Source organism: Streptomyces sp. NPDC048623 (assembly GCF_040650755.1).
In the GTDB taxonomy this organism is placed as follows: domain Bacteria; phylum Actinomycetota; class Actinomycetes; order Streptomycetales; family Streptomycetaceae; genus Streptomyces.
This window is the reverse complement of the sequence record NZ_JBEZHV010000015.1, coordinates 36,587-54,258: the sequence shown is the minus strand read 5'-3', so window position 1 is coordinate 54,258 and position 17,672 is coordinate 36,587. Positions and strand designations below refer to the sequence as shown.

General features: G+C 73.5%; 9 protein-coding genes and 1 pseudogene. 8 read left to right on the top strand and 2 right to left on the bottom strand.

Features of this window, described 5'->3' with window-relative positions; genetic code table 11:
• Window positions 1-31: 31 nt before the first annotated feature.
• The 8 genes from AB0C73_RS21990 (at window position 32) to AB0C73_RS21955 (ending at window position 15,261) form a co-directional block, all read left to right on the top strand.
• Window positions 32-1,636 (top strand): condensation domain-containing protein, encoded by a 1,605-nt coding sequence (locus AB0C73_RS21990; RefSeq protein ID WP_362532614.1) that lies wholly within the window; start codon window positions 32-34, stop codon window positions 1,634-1,636.
• A complete protein-coding gene (locus AB0C73_RS21985) occupies window positions 1,629-4,742 on the top strand; it encodes an amino acid adenylation domain-containing protein (RefSeq protein WP_362532611.1) in 3,114 nt (1,037 codons plus the stop codon). The genes AB0C73_RS21990 and AB0C73_RS21985 overlap by 8 nt, the downstream gene beginning before the upstream one ends.
• Window positions 4,739-7,849, top strand: a complete 3,111-nt coding sequence (locus AB0C73_RS21980) for an amino acid adenylation domain-containing protein (protein WP_362532608.1) — start codon at window positions 4,739-4,741, stop codon at window positions 7,847-7,849. Before AB0C73_RS21985 ends, AB0C73_RS21980 begins: the two co-directional genes overlap by 4 nt.
• The gene (locus tag AB0C73_RS21975; RefSeq protein WP_362532606.1) at window positions 7,842-13,379 is read left to right on the top strand and encodes an amino acid adenylation domain-containing protein; all 5,538 of its coding nucleotides are present in this window, start codon (window positions 7,842-7,844) and stop codon (window positions 13,377-13,379) included. Before AB0C73_RS21980 ends, AB0C73_RS21975 begins: the two co-directional genes overlap by 8 nt.
• A complete protein-coding gene (locus AB0C73_RS21970; RefSeq protein ID WP_362532603.1) occupies window positions 13,376-13,570 on the top strand; it encodes an MbtH family NRPS accessory protein in 195 nt (64 codons plus the stop codon). Before AB0C73_RS21975 ends, AB0C73_RS21970 begins: the two co-directional genes overlap by 4 nt.
• Window positions 13,571-13,583: 13 nt before the next feature.
• Entirely contained in the window at window positions 13,584-13,790 is a 207-nt protein-coding gene (locus AB0C73_RS21965) for a hypothetical protein (protein WP_362532600.1), read from the top strand.
• A 42-nt stretch (window positions 13,791-13,832) separates the two neighbouring features.
• Complete coding sequence (locus AB0C73_RS21960; RefSeq protein ID WP_362532597.1) at window positions 13,833-14,099, top strand: hypothetical protein; 267 nt, start codon at window positions 13,833-13,835, stop codon at window positions 14,097-14,099.
• A gap of 793 nt (window positions 14,100-14,892) precedes the next feature.
• Window positions 14,893-15,261: a hypothetical protein gene (locus AB0C73_RS21955; RefSeq protein ID WP_362532595.1), complete on the top strand. Its 369-nt coding sequence runs from the start codon at window positions 14,893-14,895 to the stop codon at window positions 15,259-15,261.
• Window positions 15,262-15,350: 89 nt separating this feature from the next.
• Here the strand turns inward: AB0C73_RS21955 and AB0C73_RS21950 are convergent.
• Both AB0C73_RS21950 and AB0C73_RS21945 read right to left on the bottom strand, forming a co-directional pair.
• Window positions 15,351-15,968 (bottom strand): annotated as a pseudogene (locus AB0C73_RS21950) (IS5 family transposase).
• A gap of 271 nt (window positions 15,969-16,239) precedes the next feature.
• Window positions 16,240-16,743, bottom strand: a complete 504-nt coding sequence (locus AB0C73_RS21945; protein WP_362532593.1) for an N-acetyltransferase — start codon at window positions 16,741-16,743, stop codon at window positions 16,240-16,242.
• Window positions 16,744-17,672: the final 929 nt, after the last annotated feature.

The window sequence follows — 17,672 nt, the reverse complement described above, 5'->3', positions numbered from 1 at the left end:
GTCCGGCCACAACGCTCATGGGGACTGCCTGATGACCCACAGCCACGACCGTGCGGTCACCGGAACCGGCCGCACTGACCGCCTCTCGTCCGTCGAGAGCGCCCTCGCAGGCCTGTGGCGTCAGCTCCTCGGCGCGACACGAGTCGACGGCGACAGCGACTTCTTCGCCCTCGGCGGCGACTCCTTCCGGGCCACCCAGCTCGCGACCCGCGCCTCGCGCCGCTTCGGTGCGGACCTCCCGGTGACCCTCGCCTTCGACCGGCCGACGCTCGGCGGGCAGGCGGCGCTGATCGCCTCCGTGGCACCCGCCGCGGCCACGACCGGGACAGAGCCGGCGTCCGGTCGGGATGAAATTGCCCTGAGCACCCAGCAGTTGGAGTTCCTGGACTGGATGGCGGCCACCGAGCCGCCCCGGGACCCGGGTGCGGTCTGCACAGCGGTGCGCATTCACGAGCCCTTCGACGCCGCGCTGCTGCGGCGCGCGCTCGATGAGATCACGCTCCGCCACGAACCGCTGCGCACGGTCTGTACCCGCGAGGCGGACGGCACGCTGCGTCTTGCGGTGGCCGCAAGCCTGCCGTCGCGGGTCGAGGTGGTGGACGCGGTCGGCGCCACACCCGCCGAGCGCGAGCAGCACGCCGCCGGTCTGGCCCGTGCCGAGCGCAACCGGATCGGCGACCTGGCCGCCGACCCGCTGGTGCGCGCCCTGGTCGTCCGCCTCGCCGGGGACGACTTCGTACTCGTCCTGGGCGTGCACCACTTCGTCTTCGACGGTTGGTCGCTCGGCGTGCTGCTACGCGAACTCGGCCTGCTGTACTCGGCGTTCCGGCACGGCCAGGGCAGCCCGCTGCGCCCGCTGGCCCAGGACCACGCCGACTACTGTGCGTGGACCGCGACCGAGTGGGACCGCAATCGCCCCTACTGGGAGCACGCGCTGGCGGGTGCTCCGCGCGCCCTCGTGCCCTTCCCCGGACGGACCCGGACCCACCGCTTCTCGCGCCGCCGGCACCCCTTCACGGCCCCCGCCGAGCTGTGGGGACGGCTGCGCACGGCCGCGCAGCACCAGGGCTGCACCGCTTTCATGGGCGCGGCGGCCTGCTGGACGCAGGTGCTGGCCGAGTGGTCCGGAGCGGAGGACATCGTGCTGATGTCGCCCGTCCCGGGGCGTACCGCGCCCGAGCACGACGCGCTGATCGGCTGCCTGGTGCAGTCGCTGCTGCTGCGCGTGGACGCCTCCGGGCGGCCCGGCTTCGCGGAACAGCTGGCCCGCGTACGCGCCACCCTCCTCCAGGCTGCGGCGCACCAGTTCCACGCCTACCACGAGACCGCCCCCAAGGTGCCCTACCCGGCCCGCATCCACTACGAGAGCTGGGGCGGCAGCCCCTTCTTCCCCGGCCTGCGCTCGGAGGCGTACGCGCTGCCGCGCGAGCAGGAGGAACTGGACTGGCCCAGCCCAGGCGGCGAGTTCGACCTCAGCACGCCCGAACTGATCGCGGAGGAGCAGCCCGACGGCTCGCTCGACGCCGCCGTCGTCTACAACCACCACGCCTTCGCGCCCGACACCGCGGCCGCGCTCGCCCGTGCCTTCATGGCGCAGGTCGTCGCCGCGGCCGAACCGGAGAACGCACATGCCTGAACCGTCCGCAGCACTCCCGGTGGACGCACCGTCGCAGCTGTCGCACCACCAGGAACGCCTCTGGTTCCTGCAGCGCCTGGAACCGGAGGACGCCTCGTACAACATCTTCTGGGTGCAGCGGCTGCACGGCCCGCTCGACCTCGCGGTGCTCGGTGGCGCGCTGGACGACCTGGCGGCCCGTCACGAGGTGCTGCGCACCAGCTACCCGGAGGCCGACGGGGTGCCCGCCGCCCGGGTCGCCGCGCCCGCGCCGGTCCCGGTCGAGCTGGTAGAGCTGCCCGAGGGCGACGTCGCGGAGGCCGAGCGGCAGGTGTGCGAGCGTGTGTCGCTCCCGTTCGACCTGGCCGCGGGCGCACCGCTGCGGGTGAGCATGCTGCGGCTCGGGGCGCGGGACCACGTGCTGTGCCTGGTCGTCCATCACATCGCGGCTGACGGCTGGTCGCTGCGCATCATCGGCAACGAACTGTCTGCGCTGTACGCGGCCCGTGCCGAGGGCAAGCCCTCACCGCTGCCGGCCCTGGCCGCGACCCACCGGGACTGGGTCGACGAGCTGCGCGCCCAGACCGGGCAGGCGCGCAGCCGCGCCGCGCTCGACCACTGGACCCGGGCCCTGGCCGGGACGCCGGACCTGGCCCTGCCTACCGACCTGCCGCGTGCGCCGGTCCGTGACCCGGCGGGCGCGCTGCACAAGCAGGCCATCCCCGGCGAGCTGATCGCCGCCGTGGACCGGCTGGCCCGCGAGCAGCGCGGCACCGCGTTCATGGTGCTGCTCGCCGCCTACCAGGTGCTGCTCGGACGGCTGACGGGCCAGCAGGACTTCGCCGTCGGTACCCCTGTGGCCGGGCGCACCCGACTGGAGCACGAGGACGTCGTCGGCTGCCTCGCCGGCACGGTGGCGCTGCGCGCCGAACTGTCCGGCGCGCCCACTTTCCGCGAACTGGTCCGCCGTGTCCGCAACCACGCGCTGGAGGCGTTCACCCACCAGGAGCTGCCCTTCGCCGAGCTGCTCAGGGCGCTCGACGTGGTCCGCGACCGCTCGCGCACTCCGGTCTTCCAGACCATGTTCGCGCTTCAGCACACCGGGCCAGCCGGGCGGTCGTTCACCCTCGGCGACGCCCACGGCGAGCTGTTCGACGTGCGGATCGGGCAGGCCAAGTGCGATCTGGCACTGGAGGTCTGGCGCGGCCCCGAGAGTACGGAGTGCCATCTCAGCTACGCGACCGGCCTGTTCACCGACGGCACCGCGCGCCGTCTCACCGACCGCTACCTCACCCTGCTCGCCGCCCTGGTCGCCGAACCCGACCGACCCGTCGACGACGCCGAGCTGCTGCCCGAGCGCGAGCGCACCGAGCTGCTGCGCCTGGGCGAGGGCGCGGCGCTGGTGTCCCGCCCCGGGGCCACGGCGGCGGAACGCTTCCTCGACCAGGCCCGGCGCACCCCCACCGCGCCTGCCCTCGACTGGGACGGCGGCAGCTGGACGTACGCCGAGCTGGAGCGGCGCAGCGCCGGGATCGCCGCACTGCTGGCCGCCCGGGACGTGGGTCCGGGCGATGTGGTCGGTGTGTTCGTCGAACGCTCGCCCGAGCTGGTCGCCGCGCTGCTCGGCGTGTGGCGTACGGGAGCCGCGTACCTGCCGCTCGACCCCCGCCACACGGCCGCCCGCACGGCGCTCGCGCTCGACGACGCGCAGGCCGCATGTGTGCTGGTGTCCGCGCGGTCCGCGCCGCGACTGCCCGCCGGAACCGCCGCTCCCGCGGTCGCGGTCGAGCAGGCGGCGAGCCTCGCGCCCGTGCCCGACCGCCTGCCGGACGCCTCGGCTCCGGCGTATGTGCTGTACACCTCCGGCTCCACCGGCCGCCCCAAGGGCGTCGTCGTCGGGCACGCCTCCCTGGCCGCGTTCCTGGACGCCACCGCCGCCCTCGTCGGCGGCACCGGCCCAGAGGCCGCATGGCTGGGCCTCACCTCGGTCTCGTTCGACATCTCCGGGCTCGAGACCCACCTGCCGCTCACCACCGGCGGGCGCCTCGTCCTGCCCGGCGAGGAGCAGGCCGCGCAGCCGGGCACTGACGCCCTCCGTCTCGCGCGCGAACACGGAGTGACGCACTACCAGGCCACCCCCTCCGCATGGGAGCTGCTGCTGGCCGCCGGGTTCGACGCCGCGGCCGCCACCGTGCTGACGGGCGGCGAGGCACTGCCCGTCGTACTCGCGGCCGAGCTCCGCCGCCGCACCGCCCGGGTCTTCAACATGTACGGTCCCACCGAGACCACGATCTGGTCGAGCTGCTGGCAGGTGCCCGCCGGACCCGAGCGGGTCTCGCTCGGCACCGCGATCCCGGGCACCCGGCTGATGGTGCTGGACGGCCGCGGGCGTCCCAGCCCGGTCGGCGTCCCCGGCGAGCTGCATATCGGCGGAGCGGGCGTGGCTGACGGCTACCTCGGCCGCCCCGAGCTCACCGCAGACCGCTTCCTACCGGATCCCTGGGGCCCGCCCGGCAGCCGCATGTACCGGACCGGCGACCTGGTGCGCCACCGGTACGACGGCACGTTGGAGTTCCTTGGCCGGCTCGACGACCAGGTCAAGGTCCGGGGCCACCGGATCGAACTGGGCGAGGTCGAGGCGGCGCTCCGCGCATGCCCGGGCGTGCGGCAGGCGGCTGCGGCGCTGCGCGGCACCATACTTGTCGGCTATGTCACCGGCACGGCGGAACCGGATCGGCTGCGCGCCGTGCTGGCGGCCGCGCTGCCCGCGTACGCCGTCCCGTCCGCGCTGGTCGTCCTCGACGCGCTGCCCACCACGCCCAACGGCAAGCTGGACCGCGGCGCGCTGCCCGAGCCGGGGCCCGGCCAGGCTCAGGGCCCGGCGGACCATGTGTACCAGGGCGCGGCGGCCGAGCTGCACGCGATCTGGTGCGAGGTACTCGGCGCGGACACGGTCGGGCCGGACGAGGACCTGTTCGACCTGGGCGGCCACTCCCTGGTGATCGCGCGGATCGCGGCCCGCGTCCGCGACCGGCTGGGTGTGGACCTGCCGCTGCATCAGTTCTTCGACACCCCGACCATCCGCGAGCTGGCCGAGGTGCTGGAGCATGTGGAGCCTGCGTCATGAACGGCAGCACCGCCGAGCTGACGTTCCGGCTCACGCCCGCGCAGGAGCGGCTGTGGTTCCTGCACCGGCTCGACCCGCAGGACACCAGCTACCACATGTTCTGGGCACTGCGGCTGCGCGGCCAGCTCGACCTCGCGGCGCTGCGCGCGGCGGTCGCCGACCTGGTGGCCCGGCACGAACCGCTGCGTACCCGCTGCACGGAGCAGGACGGGATCGCGTACGGGATCGTGGCGCCTGCCGGGGTGCTGCCCGAGCTCGACCTGCTGGACCTGTCCGGCGAGCCCGACCCGGAGGCTGCCGTCGCGGCCCAGGTGCGCGGTCGGCTGGAGGAGCCCTTCGACCTGACGGCGGGCGCCCCGGTGCGCACCGCCGTGTACACCCTCGGGCCCGATCACCATGTCCTCAGTGTGGTCCTGCACCACATCGCGGGTGACGGCTGGTCGCTCGGCGTGTGGTCGGCCGAGTTGCCCGCGCGCTACAACGCCCACCGGGCGGGCGGCGCGCTGCCGCAGCCCGCGCTGCCACAGCCCTACCACCGCTACGCCGCGCGCAGCCGCGAACGCGCGGGCGCTGACCGGGAGTTCTGGCTGGAGCGGCTGGCCGGAGCACCCGTCCTCAACCCTCCGGGCGCCCGCCCGCAGGCGCTCGCAGCGGTCGCCGACCCGGCCGGGGCGTTCCACACGGTGCCGCTGCCGCCCGGCCTGGTGCGCCGGGTCCGCGCGCTGGCACGAGCCGAGCGGTCCACCGTCTTCCTGGTCCTGCTCACCGCCTTCCAGACGCTGCTGTCGCGCTGGACCGGGCAGGAGGACCTGTGTGTCGGCACGCCCGTGGCCGGACGCGACCGGGTCGAGGACGAGCCGCTCTTCGGCTATCTCAGCGGCACGGTCGTGCTGCGCGCCGACCTGACGGGCGAACCGGCGTTCCGCGAGCTCCTGCGCCGCTCACGTCGCGCCTTCTTCGACGCCTATCCGCACCCCGAGGTGCCGTTCGAGGAGCTGGGCGCCGGGCCCGCCGGACCCTTCCAGGCGCTGTTCGTGGTCAACGGGGCCGCCTCGGGCGGCCCCGCGGAGGACTTCGACGGCCTGCGGGCGGAGGGCTTCTGGTCGGGCAACCGGCAGGTCAAAGCACCGCTGACGCTGGACGTGTGGGACGCCCTGACCGATGCCGACGACGGGCTGCAACTCGTTCTCGGGCACCGGCTGGCCCTCTTCGACGAGGCCGCCGGAGCCCGCCTCGCCGGGCATCTCGCGACCCTGCTCGCCCACGCCGTGGACCATCCCGAACTCCCCTTCCGGGATCTCGATCTGACCACGGCGCGGGAGCAGGCGGCGCTCGTGGAGGCGGGCCGGGGACCCGAACCGCCGCAGCCCGCGCCCGATGTGCTCGAACGGTTCCGGCAGCAGGCCGCGCGCACCCCCGACTCCCCCGCCGTCCGGCACGGCGGGCGCACTCTGCTCTACGGTGAGCTGGCCCGGCTGGTGGACGAGCGCGCGGCCGAGCTGCGCCGCCTCGGCGTGCGGCCCGGCGAGGTCGTCGCGGTGTGCCGCGAACGCGGCCCCGGGCTCGTCGTCGACCTGCTCGCGGTGCTCGCCGCGGACGCCGCCTACACCTGCCTCGACCCGGCCGACCCGGAGGTCCGCCGCGAACGGCTGACCCGGCGCTGCGGGGCCGTGCTGCGCCTCACGGACGACGGGGCGGTGCCGCTGCCCACCGGGAGCGGGCAGCTGCAGCCGGGGCTGGCCTACCTGTGCCACACCTCCGGTTCGACCGGCGAGCCCAAGGCTGTGATGGTGACCCGCGCCGGACTGGCCGCACGGGTGCGCTGGATGGCCGCCGCGTACGGGCTCGGCCCGGCTGACCGGGTGCTCCAGTTCGCCAACCCCGCCTTCGACACCCACGCGGAGGAGATCTTCCCCGCGCTGGCCTCCGGCGCGGTGGTGGTGCTGCTGCCGGGCGGCGGCGAGTTGCTGCCGGACTTCCTGCGCACCCCGGAAGGCGCCGGGCTCACCGTGCTGGACCTGCCGACCAGCTACTGGCACGCGCTCACCGCGCAGCCGGACACGGCATGGCCGCCCGCGCTGCGGCTGCTGGTACTGGGCGGCGAGGCAGCGCGCGGCGACACGGTGACCGCATGGCGCGCGGCCGTCGGCGACGGGCCCCGCCTGGTCAACACATACGGGCCCACCGAGGCGACCGTCATCGCGACCGCCGCCGAGCTGGCCGCCGGCCAGACGACCGATGCCGATCCGCCGATCGGGCGGCCGCTCGCGGACACCCGCGTCCATGTGCTGGACGCCGCGATGCGCCCGGTCCCCGACGGCGTCGCGGGCGAGCTGTACCTGGGTGGCGCCGGCCTCGCACGTGGCTATCTCGGCGACCCGGCCCGGACCGCGGAGCGCTTCCGCCCCGACCCCTTCGGGCCGCCCGGCAGCCGGCTGTACGCGACCGGCGACCGGGTGTTCCGCTCGGCCGACGGGCAGCTGCACTTCCTCGGCCGGATGGACGCCCAGCTGAAGGTGCGCGGGTACCGGATCGAACCGGACGAGGTGGAACGCGAGCTGACGGCCGAACCAGAGGTGCGGGCGGCGGCGGTGGCCGTCCACGACCAGGCGCTGACCGCCTATGTCGTGGCCGGACCGGACGAGCTGACCGACCCCTCCCTGCTCGGCCCCAGGCTCGCCGCACGTCTGCCCCGGCGGCTGGTCCCGGCCCGCTTCATCCGGCTGGAGCGGCTGCCGCTGACCCGCTCCGGCAAGGTCGACCGTGCCGCGCTGCCCGCGCCCGAGCCGGAGCCGCAGGCGGGCACACCGCCGCGCACCGAGGCGGAGCTGCTGGTGGCGGATGTGTGGGGCGAGGTACTCGGCCTGCCAGACATCGGTGCGTACGACGACTTCTTCGCCCTCGGCGGCCACTCCCTGCACGCGCTGCGAGTCGCCGCCCGGCTCGCCGAGGCCACCGGCCTCCGACTGCCCGTACGCCTGCAGTTCGACCACCGCACCGTGGCCGCGTTCGCCGCCGCGCTGGAGGCGCTGCTGCTGGCCGACATCGAGTCCCTGAGCGACGTCGAGGTCGCCGCGGCCCTCGGAAGGACACCCACCCTTGACTGACCACCTGCCCCTTCCGCGCACCCCGGACGCGGTCGCGCTCTCCGCGGACCGCCGGGCCCTGCTCGCCCAGCGGCTGCGGCGGCCGAGCCCGGCCTCGGCCCCGGCGCCGATCCCGCGCCGGACGGAACCGGACCCGCCGCTGTCGTACGCGCAGGAACGCCTGTGGTTCCTGGAGCAGTACGCCCCCGGCACCGGCGCGTACACCATCCCGCTGGTCCGGCGGCTGCACGGCCCCCTCGACGCCGACGCGCTGCGGCGCGGCCTGGGCGCCGCGGTCCGGCGGCACGAGGTGCTGCGCACCCGGTTCAGCGCGACCGAGGACGGGCGCCCCGTCGCCTCGGTGCTCGCGGAGGCCGAGCCGCGGCTGCGGGTGGCCGACGCCGCCGACGACGACCAGGCACAGGCGCTGGTGGACGCCGAGCTCGCCGTGCCGGTGGACCCGGCCGAGGCGCCCCTGCTGCGCGCGCTGCTGGTCCGCCTCGGGCCGGACGAGCATGTGCTCGCCCTGGCCGTGCACCACCTGGCCTGCGACGGCTGGTCGGCCGAGCAGCTGCTGCGGGAGGTGCTGCACGTCGCCTCCGGCGGCGAGCCCGGGCCCGAACCAGAGCTGCGCTACGGCGACTTCGCCGCGTGGCAGCGCGAGGGTCGCGGCCCCGGTGCCGACCAGCGGGACCTGGCCCACTGGCTCCCCCGCCTGGCCTGCGTCCTCGCCCTGGACCTGCCACTGGATCACCCCCGCCCGGCCCAGCACACGGCATCCGGAGCCGAGCACTCCTTCGCCCTCGGCGCGGACGTCAGCCGCCGGGTCGCCGAGCTGGCCCGCACCTGCTCGGCCACGCCGTACATGGTGCTGCTGGCCGCGTTCCAGCTCGTGCTGGGCCGGATCAGCGGGCAGCGGGACTTCGCCGTCGGCACGCCGGTGGCGGGGCGCACCCGCCCCGAGCTCGAGGACGTCGTCGGACTCTTCGTCAACACGCTCGCGCTGCGCGCCGACCTCGACCCGGGCCGCACCTTCCGCGAACAGCTGGACCGCGTGCGCACCGACACCCTGGACGCCTTCGCCCACCAGGAGCTGCCCTACGAGCAGCTGGTGGCGGCCCTCGACCCGGTCCGCGACATCAGCCGGACGCCCGTCTTCCAGGTGCTGTTCGCCCTGCAGAACTACGGCTCGCCGAAGGGGAACACCCCCGAGGGCGGGCTGCGGGTCCAGGGCTTCCCGCTGCGCAGCTGGGCGGCGCGCTTCGAGCTCGAGCTGTACATCACCGGGGACGCCGAGGACGCGGACGGCTTCCACGGCCAGCTGGTGTACAACACCGACTGTTACCTCCCCGCAACCGCCCGGCGCCTGGGCCGCGCCCTGCGCACGCTGCTGACCGCCGCGGTCGCCGACCCGGACACGCCGGTCGGCCTGCTCCCGCTGCTCGACACGGACGGTGCGGCGTCCGCGCTCGCCGCAAGCCGGGGCGAGGACGTCGACTTCCCGTCGGACGCCACGCTGCACGCCCTGGTCGAGGCCGGGCTGCGGGACGATCCCGGGCGTACGGCGGTCACCGCGCCGGACGGCACGCTGACCCGCGACCGGCTCGCGGCCCGCGCCAACCGCGTCGCCCATGCACTGCGCGCCCGCGGCGTAGGCCCCGGGCAGCTGGTGGCCGTGTCGGCGGAACGCTCGATCGACCTGGTGGTGGGCCTCCTCGGGGTGCTCAAGTCCGGGGCCGGGTACCTCCCGCTGGACCCGGAGTACCCGCGCGAGCGGCTCGAGTTCATGCTCGCCGACTCAGGTGCGCGCATCCTGCTGACCCAGCGCCGGCTCGCCGGCGACGCGCCCGGCGCGGCCGAGACACTGCTGCTCGACGACCCCGCCGCGTTCGCCGGACAGCCCGACACCGACCCGGAGCCGCTCGCGGGGCCGCTCGACACCGCCTACGCGATCTACACTTCCGGCTCCACCGGCCATCCCAAGGGCGTCCTCGTCCCCCACCGGGCCATCGTCAACCGCCTGCACTGGATGCAGCGGGCCTACCCGCTGACAGCCGAGGACGCCGTCCTGCAGAAGACCCCTGCGAGCTTCGACGTCTCCGTGTGGGAGTTCTTCTGGCCGCTGCTCGCGGGCGCCCGCCTGGTGCTGGCCCGCCCGGGCGGCCACAAGGACCCGGAGTACCTTCGCGACGTCATCGCCGAGCAGGGCGTCACCTTCGCCCACTTCGTCCCCGCAATGCTCGGGGCCTTCACCGCCGCCGAGGACATCGAGCGCTGCCGCTCGCTGCGCCGTGTCGTGTGCAGCGGCGAGGAACTGGCGCCCGCCGCTGCCGCCGCGCTCCACGCACGCCTGGACGTCGAGGTGCACAACCTCTACGGCCCCACCGAGGCCGCCGTCGACGTCTCCGCGTGGCCGTGCCCTGCGGAGGACTGCGCGACCGCCGCGCGGCTCCCGATCGGCCTGCCGATCCAGAACACCAGCCTCTATGTCCTGGACGACGAGGACCGCCTCCAGCCCGACGGCGTCCCCGGCCAGCTGTACATCGCCGGCGCCGGCCTGGCCCACGGCTACCTCGGCCGGCCCGGCCTGACCGCCGAGCGCTTCCGCCCCGACCCCTACGGGCCGCCCGGCTCGCGGATGTACGCGACCGGGGACCTCGCGCTGCGGCGCCCCGACGGCGCGCTGGAGTTCCTGGGTCGCCTCGACCGGCAGGTCAAGATCCGCGGCATGCGAATCGAGCCCGGCGAGACCGAGGCCGCGCTCACCGCTCTGCCCGGCGTGCGCCAGGCCGTGGTGATCGTCCGCGAGGACCGCCCGGGCGACCAGCGGCTGGTCGCCTACCTCACCGGGACGGACCTGCCCGAGTCGGGCGATCTGCGCGAGGAGCTGCGCCGCACCCTCCCCGAGCACCTGGTGCCCGCCGCCTTCGTCGCCCTGCCGGAGCTTCCGCTCACCCCCAGCGGCAAGCTGGACCGCGACGCCCTGCCTCCGCCCGCCGCAGCCGCCCGCTCCGCCGAGGCCGCGCCGCCCGCGCCCGGAGCCGAGCAGGAGATCGCCGCCATCTGGCAGGAGGTGCTGGGCCTGGACGCGGTCGGTGCGGAGGACGACTTCTTCGCGCTCGGCGGCCACTCCCTGCTGGCCACCCAGGTGGTGGCCCGGCTGCGCAAGCGGCTCGACGCGCAGATCACCGTGCTGGACCTCTTCAAACACCCCACGGTACGGGCCCTGGCCCGGCTCGCCGAGACCCCCGAGGACGAGCGCGGCCCCGCCGAACTGCTGCACGAGCTGTCCCGCGGCGTCACCGGGGACGCCGCGCTGACCCTGGTCTGCGTCCCCTACGGCGGCGGCAGCGCCGTCGTGTACCAGCCACTGGCCGACGAACTTCCGCCCGGTCACCGCCTGTTCGCCGTCTCCATGCCCGGACATGACCTCGGCCGCACCGAGGCCGGCATCCCCTTCGAGGAACTGGTCTCCCGCTGTACCCAGGAGATCCTGGACAAGGTGACGGGCCCGGTCGCCCTCTACGGCCACTGCGCGATCGGCAGTGCGGTCGCGGTCGAGCTGGCCCGCCGCCTGGAGGCGGCGGGGCGTGTCCCCGAAGCCGTCTACGTCGCGGGCATCTTCCCCTTCGCCCGCCCGCGCAGCCGCGTCCTGCGCGGCCTGTCGACCCTGGCCCGGCGTGACCGGGTGACAGGCCATCGCGTGTACGAGAACTGGCTGCGTGGTCTCGGCCTGGAACTGGGCGACCTGGACCAGGAGCAGGCCCACCGCATCGTCCGTACCATGCGCGAGGACAGCGAGAACGCCGAGCGGCACTTCACGGAGCTGCTGGACAGCGGCATCGAACAGCTCACCGCGCCCGTCGTCTCGGTGGTCGGCGACCGCGACCCGGCCACCGAGTTCGCCGAGGAGCGCTACCAGGAGTGGCACTTCCTCAGCCGCGGCACCGCACTGGTGGTGCTGGACGAGGCAGGCCACTTCTTCCTCAAGTACCGCGCGGCGGAGCTTGCCGAGATCGTCACCCGGACCGCCGAGGCGCTGGACGACGAGGGCGGCGCGGGCGGTGCCGCGCAGGCCATCGGCCCCGGGCCGGGCCGGACCTGGTGGCTGGCCGGGAGCTCGCGGCGTGCGCCCGGCGAGCGTGAGACCCTGCCGGGCGAGCGCAGACCCGCCCCGCCGCCGAGCCTGCGCCGCTTCCTCGCGGTGTCATCGGGGCAGCTCGTCTCCCTCACCGGTTCGGCACTCACCGAGTTCGCCATCCCCATCTGGATCTACCTGCACACCGGTTCGCTGGCCCAGTACGCCCTGTTCACCGCGCTCGGCCTGGCGCCCGGCCTGCTGGCGGCTCCGATCGCGGGAGCCATCGTCGACCGCAGCAACCGCAAACACGTCATGCTGGCCGCCGACTGCGCCGCCGGCGGCGTCCAACTGCTCTTCGCGCTGCTGACCTGGAGCGGGCAGCTGGAGATGCCGTACATCTACGCCTTCGTCATGGTGCTCTCGGTGGCGCTCACCTTCCAGCGACTCGCGTACGGTTCCGCCGTCCCGCAGCTCGTCCCCAAGCAGTACCTCGGGCACGCCAACGGCATCACCCAGATGATCGGCGGCGCGGCCCAGGTCCTCGCCCCGCTGCTGGCCGCCGGGCTGATGGCGCTGATCGGCCTCGGGGGCATCCTCGCCCTCGACGTCGCCAGCTACGTCCTGGCCGTCGCCGTCACGGCGGCGGTGCGCTTCCCGCGTACGCTGCCGTGGCGGCCCCGCGAGACGCTGATGCAGGAGATCCGCTCGGGCCTGCGCTACTCGTGGCAGACCCGCGGGCTGCGCGCGATGCTGCTCTTCTTCGCGGTCTTCAACATCTTCCTGTCCCCGCTGTTCATCCTGCTGACCCCGCTGACGCTGTCGCTGGGTTCGCTGGCCGACGCAGGCTGGGTCTCCCTGTGCGCGGGGCTCGGCGCGGTCGCGGGCGGACTGACGATGGGCCTGTGGGGAGGCCCGCGCCATCAGCGGATGCGCGGCATCCTGCTGTCGGCGCTGGCCCTCGCCGCATGCTGCGCGGTGCCCGGGCTCGGGGCCCGCACCTGGCTGGTGGCGGGCGGCGCCTTCGCCATGAGCCTGGCACTCGCGGTGATGAACGGCATCTACTTCACCACCGTCCAGGTCAAGGTGGCCCAGCGCTTCCATGGCCGGGTCTTCGCCCTCAACACCGTCATCTCCTGGTCCACGCTCCCGCTCGGCTTCGCCGTGGTCGCCCCCCTCGGCAGCCGGCTGCTGGAGCCGCTGATGACCGATCACGGCGCTCTCGCGGACTCGGTCGGACGCCTCATCGGCACCGGCCCCGGGCGCGGGATCGCCCTGCTCTACATCCTCTTCGCGTTCGCCATGGCGGGCGTGGTCGCGGTCGCGCTGCGGGTCCGGGCGCTGCGCACCTTCGACTCGGAACTGCCCGACGCGCCGCCGGACGACCTCGTCGGTCTGGAGATCCTCCGCGCCCGGCACACCCCGCAGCTTCCCACCCCCACCCTGACAGAGAAGGAGTTGCATTCCGTATGAGCACCACCAGCACTGCCGAAGCCGCTCACTGCGTCGTCGTCAACGACGAGGACCAGTACTCGCTCTGGCCGCACGAGCGTCCCCTCCCCGACGGCTGGAGGGCCACCGGATTCCACGGCTCCCGTGAGGAGTGCCTCGCCCATGTCGACGAAGTCTGGACCGACATGCGCCCGCTGAGCCTGCGGGGCTGACCGCCGAACAGGCGTGGCCGGCGGTCAGCCCGTCATCATCCCGCTGATCGTCGACCACCAGCTCCAACTGATCGTCTGCGGAGGTGACCGCCGCTACGACCTCAAGGCAGGGCACGACCGACGCGAGACCCGCGCGGTGCGTACCCTCACCGTCACCGGCCTCAGCCTCGGCTCCCCGCCGCACAAGGTTCGGTCCGCACGAGCCCGGGTTGCACTGTGAGGAAATGTCCCCCGCTGCACCCTCGGCACCGGCTTCCTCCTGATGACGCCCGGCTACTCCTGGTACGCCCTGCTGCTCATCGCCCTCGCCGCCCTCGACGGGCGCTGGGAGTGGCTCGGCGTCGCCCTCGCCGGCGCGGTGGCGTATCTCGCAGGCGCGGCCACCGGCACCGCCGCGTACGGAGCGGCGGGGGGGCAGTGGTGTGCGCGATGTGGTGGACAGCCAGTGCACCAACGTCACGCCGCGAGTCGCACAGCTTCCTGGGCGAGGAGGTGGGTCCTGCCGATCTCAACGACCGGCCGCCTGTAGCTCACGGCGATCCCGGAGCGCGTGGTGAGTTCAACCAACTGGCGCCGCAGCACACCCACGACCGAAACAGCCACCGTGTCCAGGGCGGCAGCCAACGCGGGCAGCTCGGCAGCGAGTTCCCATGAAGTCGATACGAGGGAGAACACACCCAGCTCGGAAAGATCCGCCGGTTTCCACCGGCACCGCAACGCTTCAACGCCCCAACCGCGCACGCACCCACGCACGCACGCACGCAATACGAGTACCCCTGCCAGCCAGCGCCTCACACTGCACACGTCACCAGGGGCACTGCATGCCCTGGCCCAGGGTTAGCCACTGATCGCAGTTGCGGTGCGTAGCGTCCTGCCTGTGGACTCGGGCGTCCGCACGTTTGACGGTGAGGACGCCTGCATCCCCGGTCGCCCGCATGGGCCGGCCTCGCGGCGGATCCCCGATCGGCTCAGCGCCACGGCCGCGCAAGGCAAGTCACCCTCGCGCGATGCAGAGGTGTCAGCGCTCCAGGGCGTCGAGCGCGGCCAGGATGTCGACGGGCTCGGCGCCACAGGAACTCGAGGACCTCTTCCTCACCCTGGCGTGACGAAGTCGGCTCCGGTCCCACCGTCGAACGAACGACGGCGAGGACCGGAGCCGCCCCGGTCCGGGCTCGTCTCCCCCCTCAGGACGCGAAGCCGGCTTCAGAAGCCGTATCTCAACCGAACGTGATCCGTTGATTTCTGCTGGTCAGGCATGGTGTAGCTCGGAATGAGAGAGACATCCGGCGTCTTGTTTCTGCTCCGTGAGCGAGGGGTGCGCGATGGCGTCGGTGCTGGGAATGCTGGAGGAGCGGGAGACACCGGCCCGTGTGCGGGTGGAAGGGCTACGGGAGGAAGTCGCCCGGTTGGCTGAGGTGTTGGAGGCCGCCGAGATCGAGCTGGACCGGCGGGTGATCGCGCGGGAAGAGCTGGTCGAGGCCCTGGCAGCCTCGGCTGCCGAGACCACCGCCGGGACCGAGGCCGAGGAGAAAGCGGTGCTGTCGCTCGCGCCGGTGCCGGGCTCGACGGTGCCGCCCTGGCGGGAAGGGCTGCCGGTGACGGTTCTGGCGCCGGACTATCAGCGCATTCTGGGCGTGCTGGAACGGCAGCGATCCACGGGTCAAGGAGATCGCGGTGGAGCTGGGCCTTGACGCGACGCCAGCGAAGGTCGAGGGGCTGCGGTCGAAAGCCCGGCGCCTGGCGGAGCGTGGGTGGCTCCTCCTGGAGGCGTCGGGGGCGTTCAGTGCCGTCCGGCGGACCGTGGCCGTCTCAGACGCCGGCTCATCCGCGTGACCATCGACCACCGGATCATCGCCTCGCTGGTGACGGGCAGGGTCTCGTAGTCCCGGGCCAGACGGCGGGAGTTCATCAACCACGCGAACGTGCGCTCTGCGCCGCGGCGTCCCGGTCGCTGATGTTCGCAGCCGTGACCGCGACGGCCAGGAGCAGGCCGAGGGTGTCGGTCACGATGTGCCGCTTGCGGCCCGGCACCTTCTTCCCGCCGTCGTAGCCGCGTGAGGCGGCCGGCACCGTCGCGGCGGCCCGCACCGACTGCGCGTCGATGATCCCCGCTGTGGGCTCGGCCTCACGGCCCTCGCGCTCACGGACCGTCCCGCGCAGCCGGTCGTGGAACTCGGCGATCAGCCCGTGCTCGCGCCAACGGCGGAAGAAGGCGTAGACCCGGGCCCATGCGGGGAAGTCCGAGCATCGCCCGCCACGAGATCCCGCCCGCGACCAGATAGCGGATCGCGTCCAGCATCTGACGGTGGCAGTAGCCCTCGGGCTGCCCGCCCCGCCCCTGGAACCAGGCCGGCACCGACAGCAACGGCCGGACGGCCGCCCACTCCGCGTCCGTCATGTCCGACGGAACCGGCGCACCCGGTCCGGATGGTCGGCCGCGTTGCCGTACACGTGCGCGAGGCAATCGCACGACACGGCGGACGAGTTGAGGTCGACATGCTCGGGAACGCAAAACCGTGACAACAGAGCCTCCGGGGAACCACTCGGAATGGGATCGCACCCCCGAGCTACCTGGAGGCCCCACTTTCACGCGCGGAAACCGCCGCAGTCACCCGATCAAGACTCCCGTTCGATCGACAGCCTTCGAGGTCGGTACGGGCAACAACCACTTACGTGTCGGGATGCTCCGGCAGGGCGAGCCAGTCCGACCAGGAGATCTCGCGGCCGAGGAAGCGCGGCTGCTCGAACGGCCAGTCGGCGGCGATCCACTGCGGCACCAGCATGTCGAGGGCCTGCTCGACCTTGCCGCCCACCAGCTCGTCCACCACCCACCAGGAGATCTCGCCGTCCGCACCGGCCCTCTCCGGTGGGTCGATGTAGACACAGCCGAGCAGAGCTGTCTCCGCCGCGTCGAACAGCGCGTAGTTGAAAGACTGGTGTGCGGCGATCTCCTTCTCGTGCCGCAACAGGTCGGCCTGGTCGGCCTCGTAGGTCATGGTGGCCGCCGGCCAGTCCCAGGCCGGGCCGAAGATGGTCCACAGCCGCTCGCGCGAACCCATCACAGCCGGATAGTCGAGCGGGGTGTCCGCCTCCCGGATCGGCCGCAGGTGATGGCCACCGCCCGGCAGCAGTACCAGGACGGGGTGGACGAAGTCATCGGGAAGCCAGCTCATGGCGCCCGACCGTAGCAGCGCGCGGCCGTCCGCTCCCCTGGATTCTCCCCGTATGCCGCCAGCCCCTGCTCTCATGCCGGGCAGCGCCCGCGATCACCCGATCGGGAATCCCGTTCGATCGACAGACTCCATGATCGGTATGGCAACGGCTTCTCAGTCCAGCCTGCGGCGCTGCTCTGGCGCCGGCTCGGCTCGGTGTGTTCTGTCCCGTCTGGAGGCTCGGCGGTTCGCGACGATCGCCGACTGCTCACCTGACATCGTTGTCAGGGCCGGGGCCGGACTGTCACTGGGAATGCTGATGGACGTGGAGCGCGGGACGGGCGAGATCCAGTTGATCTTGGATGTCCAGGGGGGTGAACGGCGGGCCGTTCCGGTCCCGGGCGGACGGCAATATCCACGCTCCCGCAGGGTTCTCGACGCTGCTGGTCCTGAACGTCCTCGGTGAACTCGGCGCCACCGTCGAGTACGATCCGCTGGGCACGTCGCCTGAGACCGATGCGAGCAACCCGGGTGCGACGCTGTTCGTCCTGGACGCGTTCCGCTGCCGTGAGAACGCGCCCGAGCAGGAAAGGATTCTCGACGCGGCGGTCGACTCCCTGCTCCGACACTGGGAGACACGCCTCCCGCTCGGACCGTGCGCGTTCGGCATCGGCAGCCGCTTCGCACAGGTCGAGTATCCCTTCTGGCGCTACAACCTCTTCTTCCACGTGTACGTGCTGTCCCAGTACAGCCGGGCTCGGGGCGACGACCGCTTCCTCGACGCACTCGGGCAGCTCCGCGCCCACACGAACGACCGCGGCGAGCTCAACGTGGACGCGCCGCCTCGCGCCTGGCGCGCATACCGCTTCGCTCGCCGTGGCCTCCCAGTCCCGCCCACTCGCACCCGCCCGCATTCCACGCGAGGCTCCCAGCCATGGGGCGAGCCGGCC

Bases quoted from the DNA above. Each gene is read 5' to 3' on its own strand.
- AB0C73_RS21980 (WP_362532608.1), top strand. From the start codon at position 4,739: ATGAACGGCAGCACCGCCGAGCTGACGTTCCGGCTCACGCCCGCGCAG.
- AB0C73_RS21990 (WP_362532614.1), top strand. From the start codon at position 32: ATGACCCACAGCCACGACCGTGCGGTCACCGGAACCGGCCGCACTGAC.
- AB0C73_RS21955 (WP_362532595.1), top strand. From the start codon at position 14,893: ATGGCGTCGGTGCTGGGAATGCTGGAGGAGCGGGAGACACCGGCCCGT.
- AB0C73_RS21960 (WP_362532597.1), top strand. From the start codon at position 13,833: ATGACGCCCGGCTACTCCTGGTACGCCCTGCTGCTCATCGCCCTCGCC.
- AB0C73_RS21945 (WP_362532593.1), bottom strand. From the start codon at position 16,743: ATGAGCTGGCTTCCCGATGACTTCGTCCACCCCGTCCTGGTACTGCTG.
- AB0C73_RS21970 (WP_362532603.1), top strand. From the start codon at position 13,376: ATGAGCACCACCAGCACTGCCGAAGCCGCTCACTGCGTCGTCGTCAAC.
- AB0C73_RS21985 (WP_362532611.1), top strand. From the start codon at position 1,629: ATGCCTGAACCGTCCGCAGCACTCCCGGTGGACGCACCGTCGCAGCTG.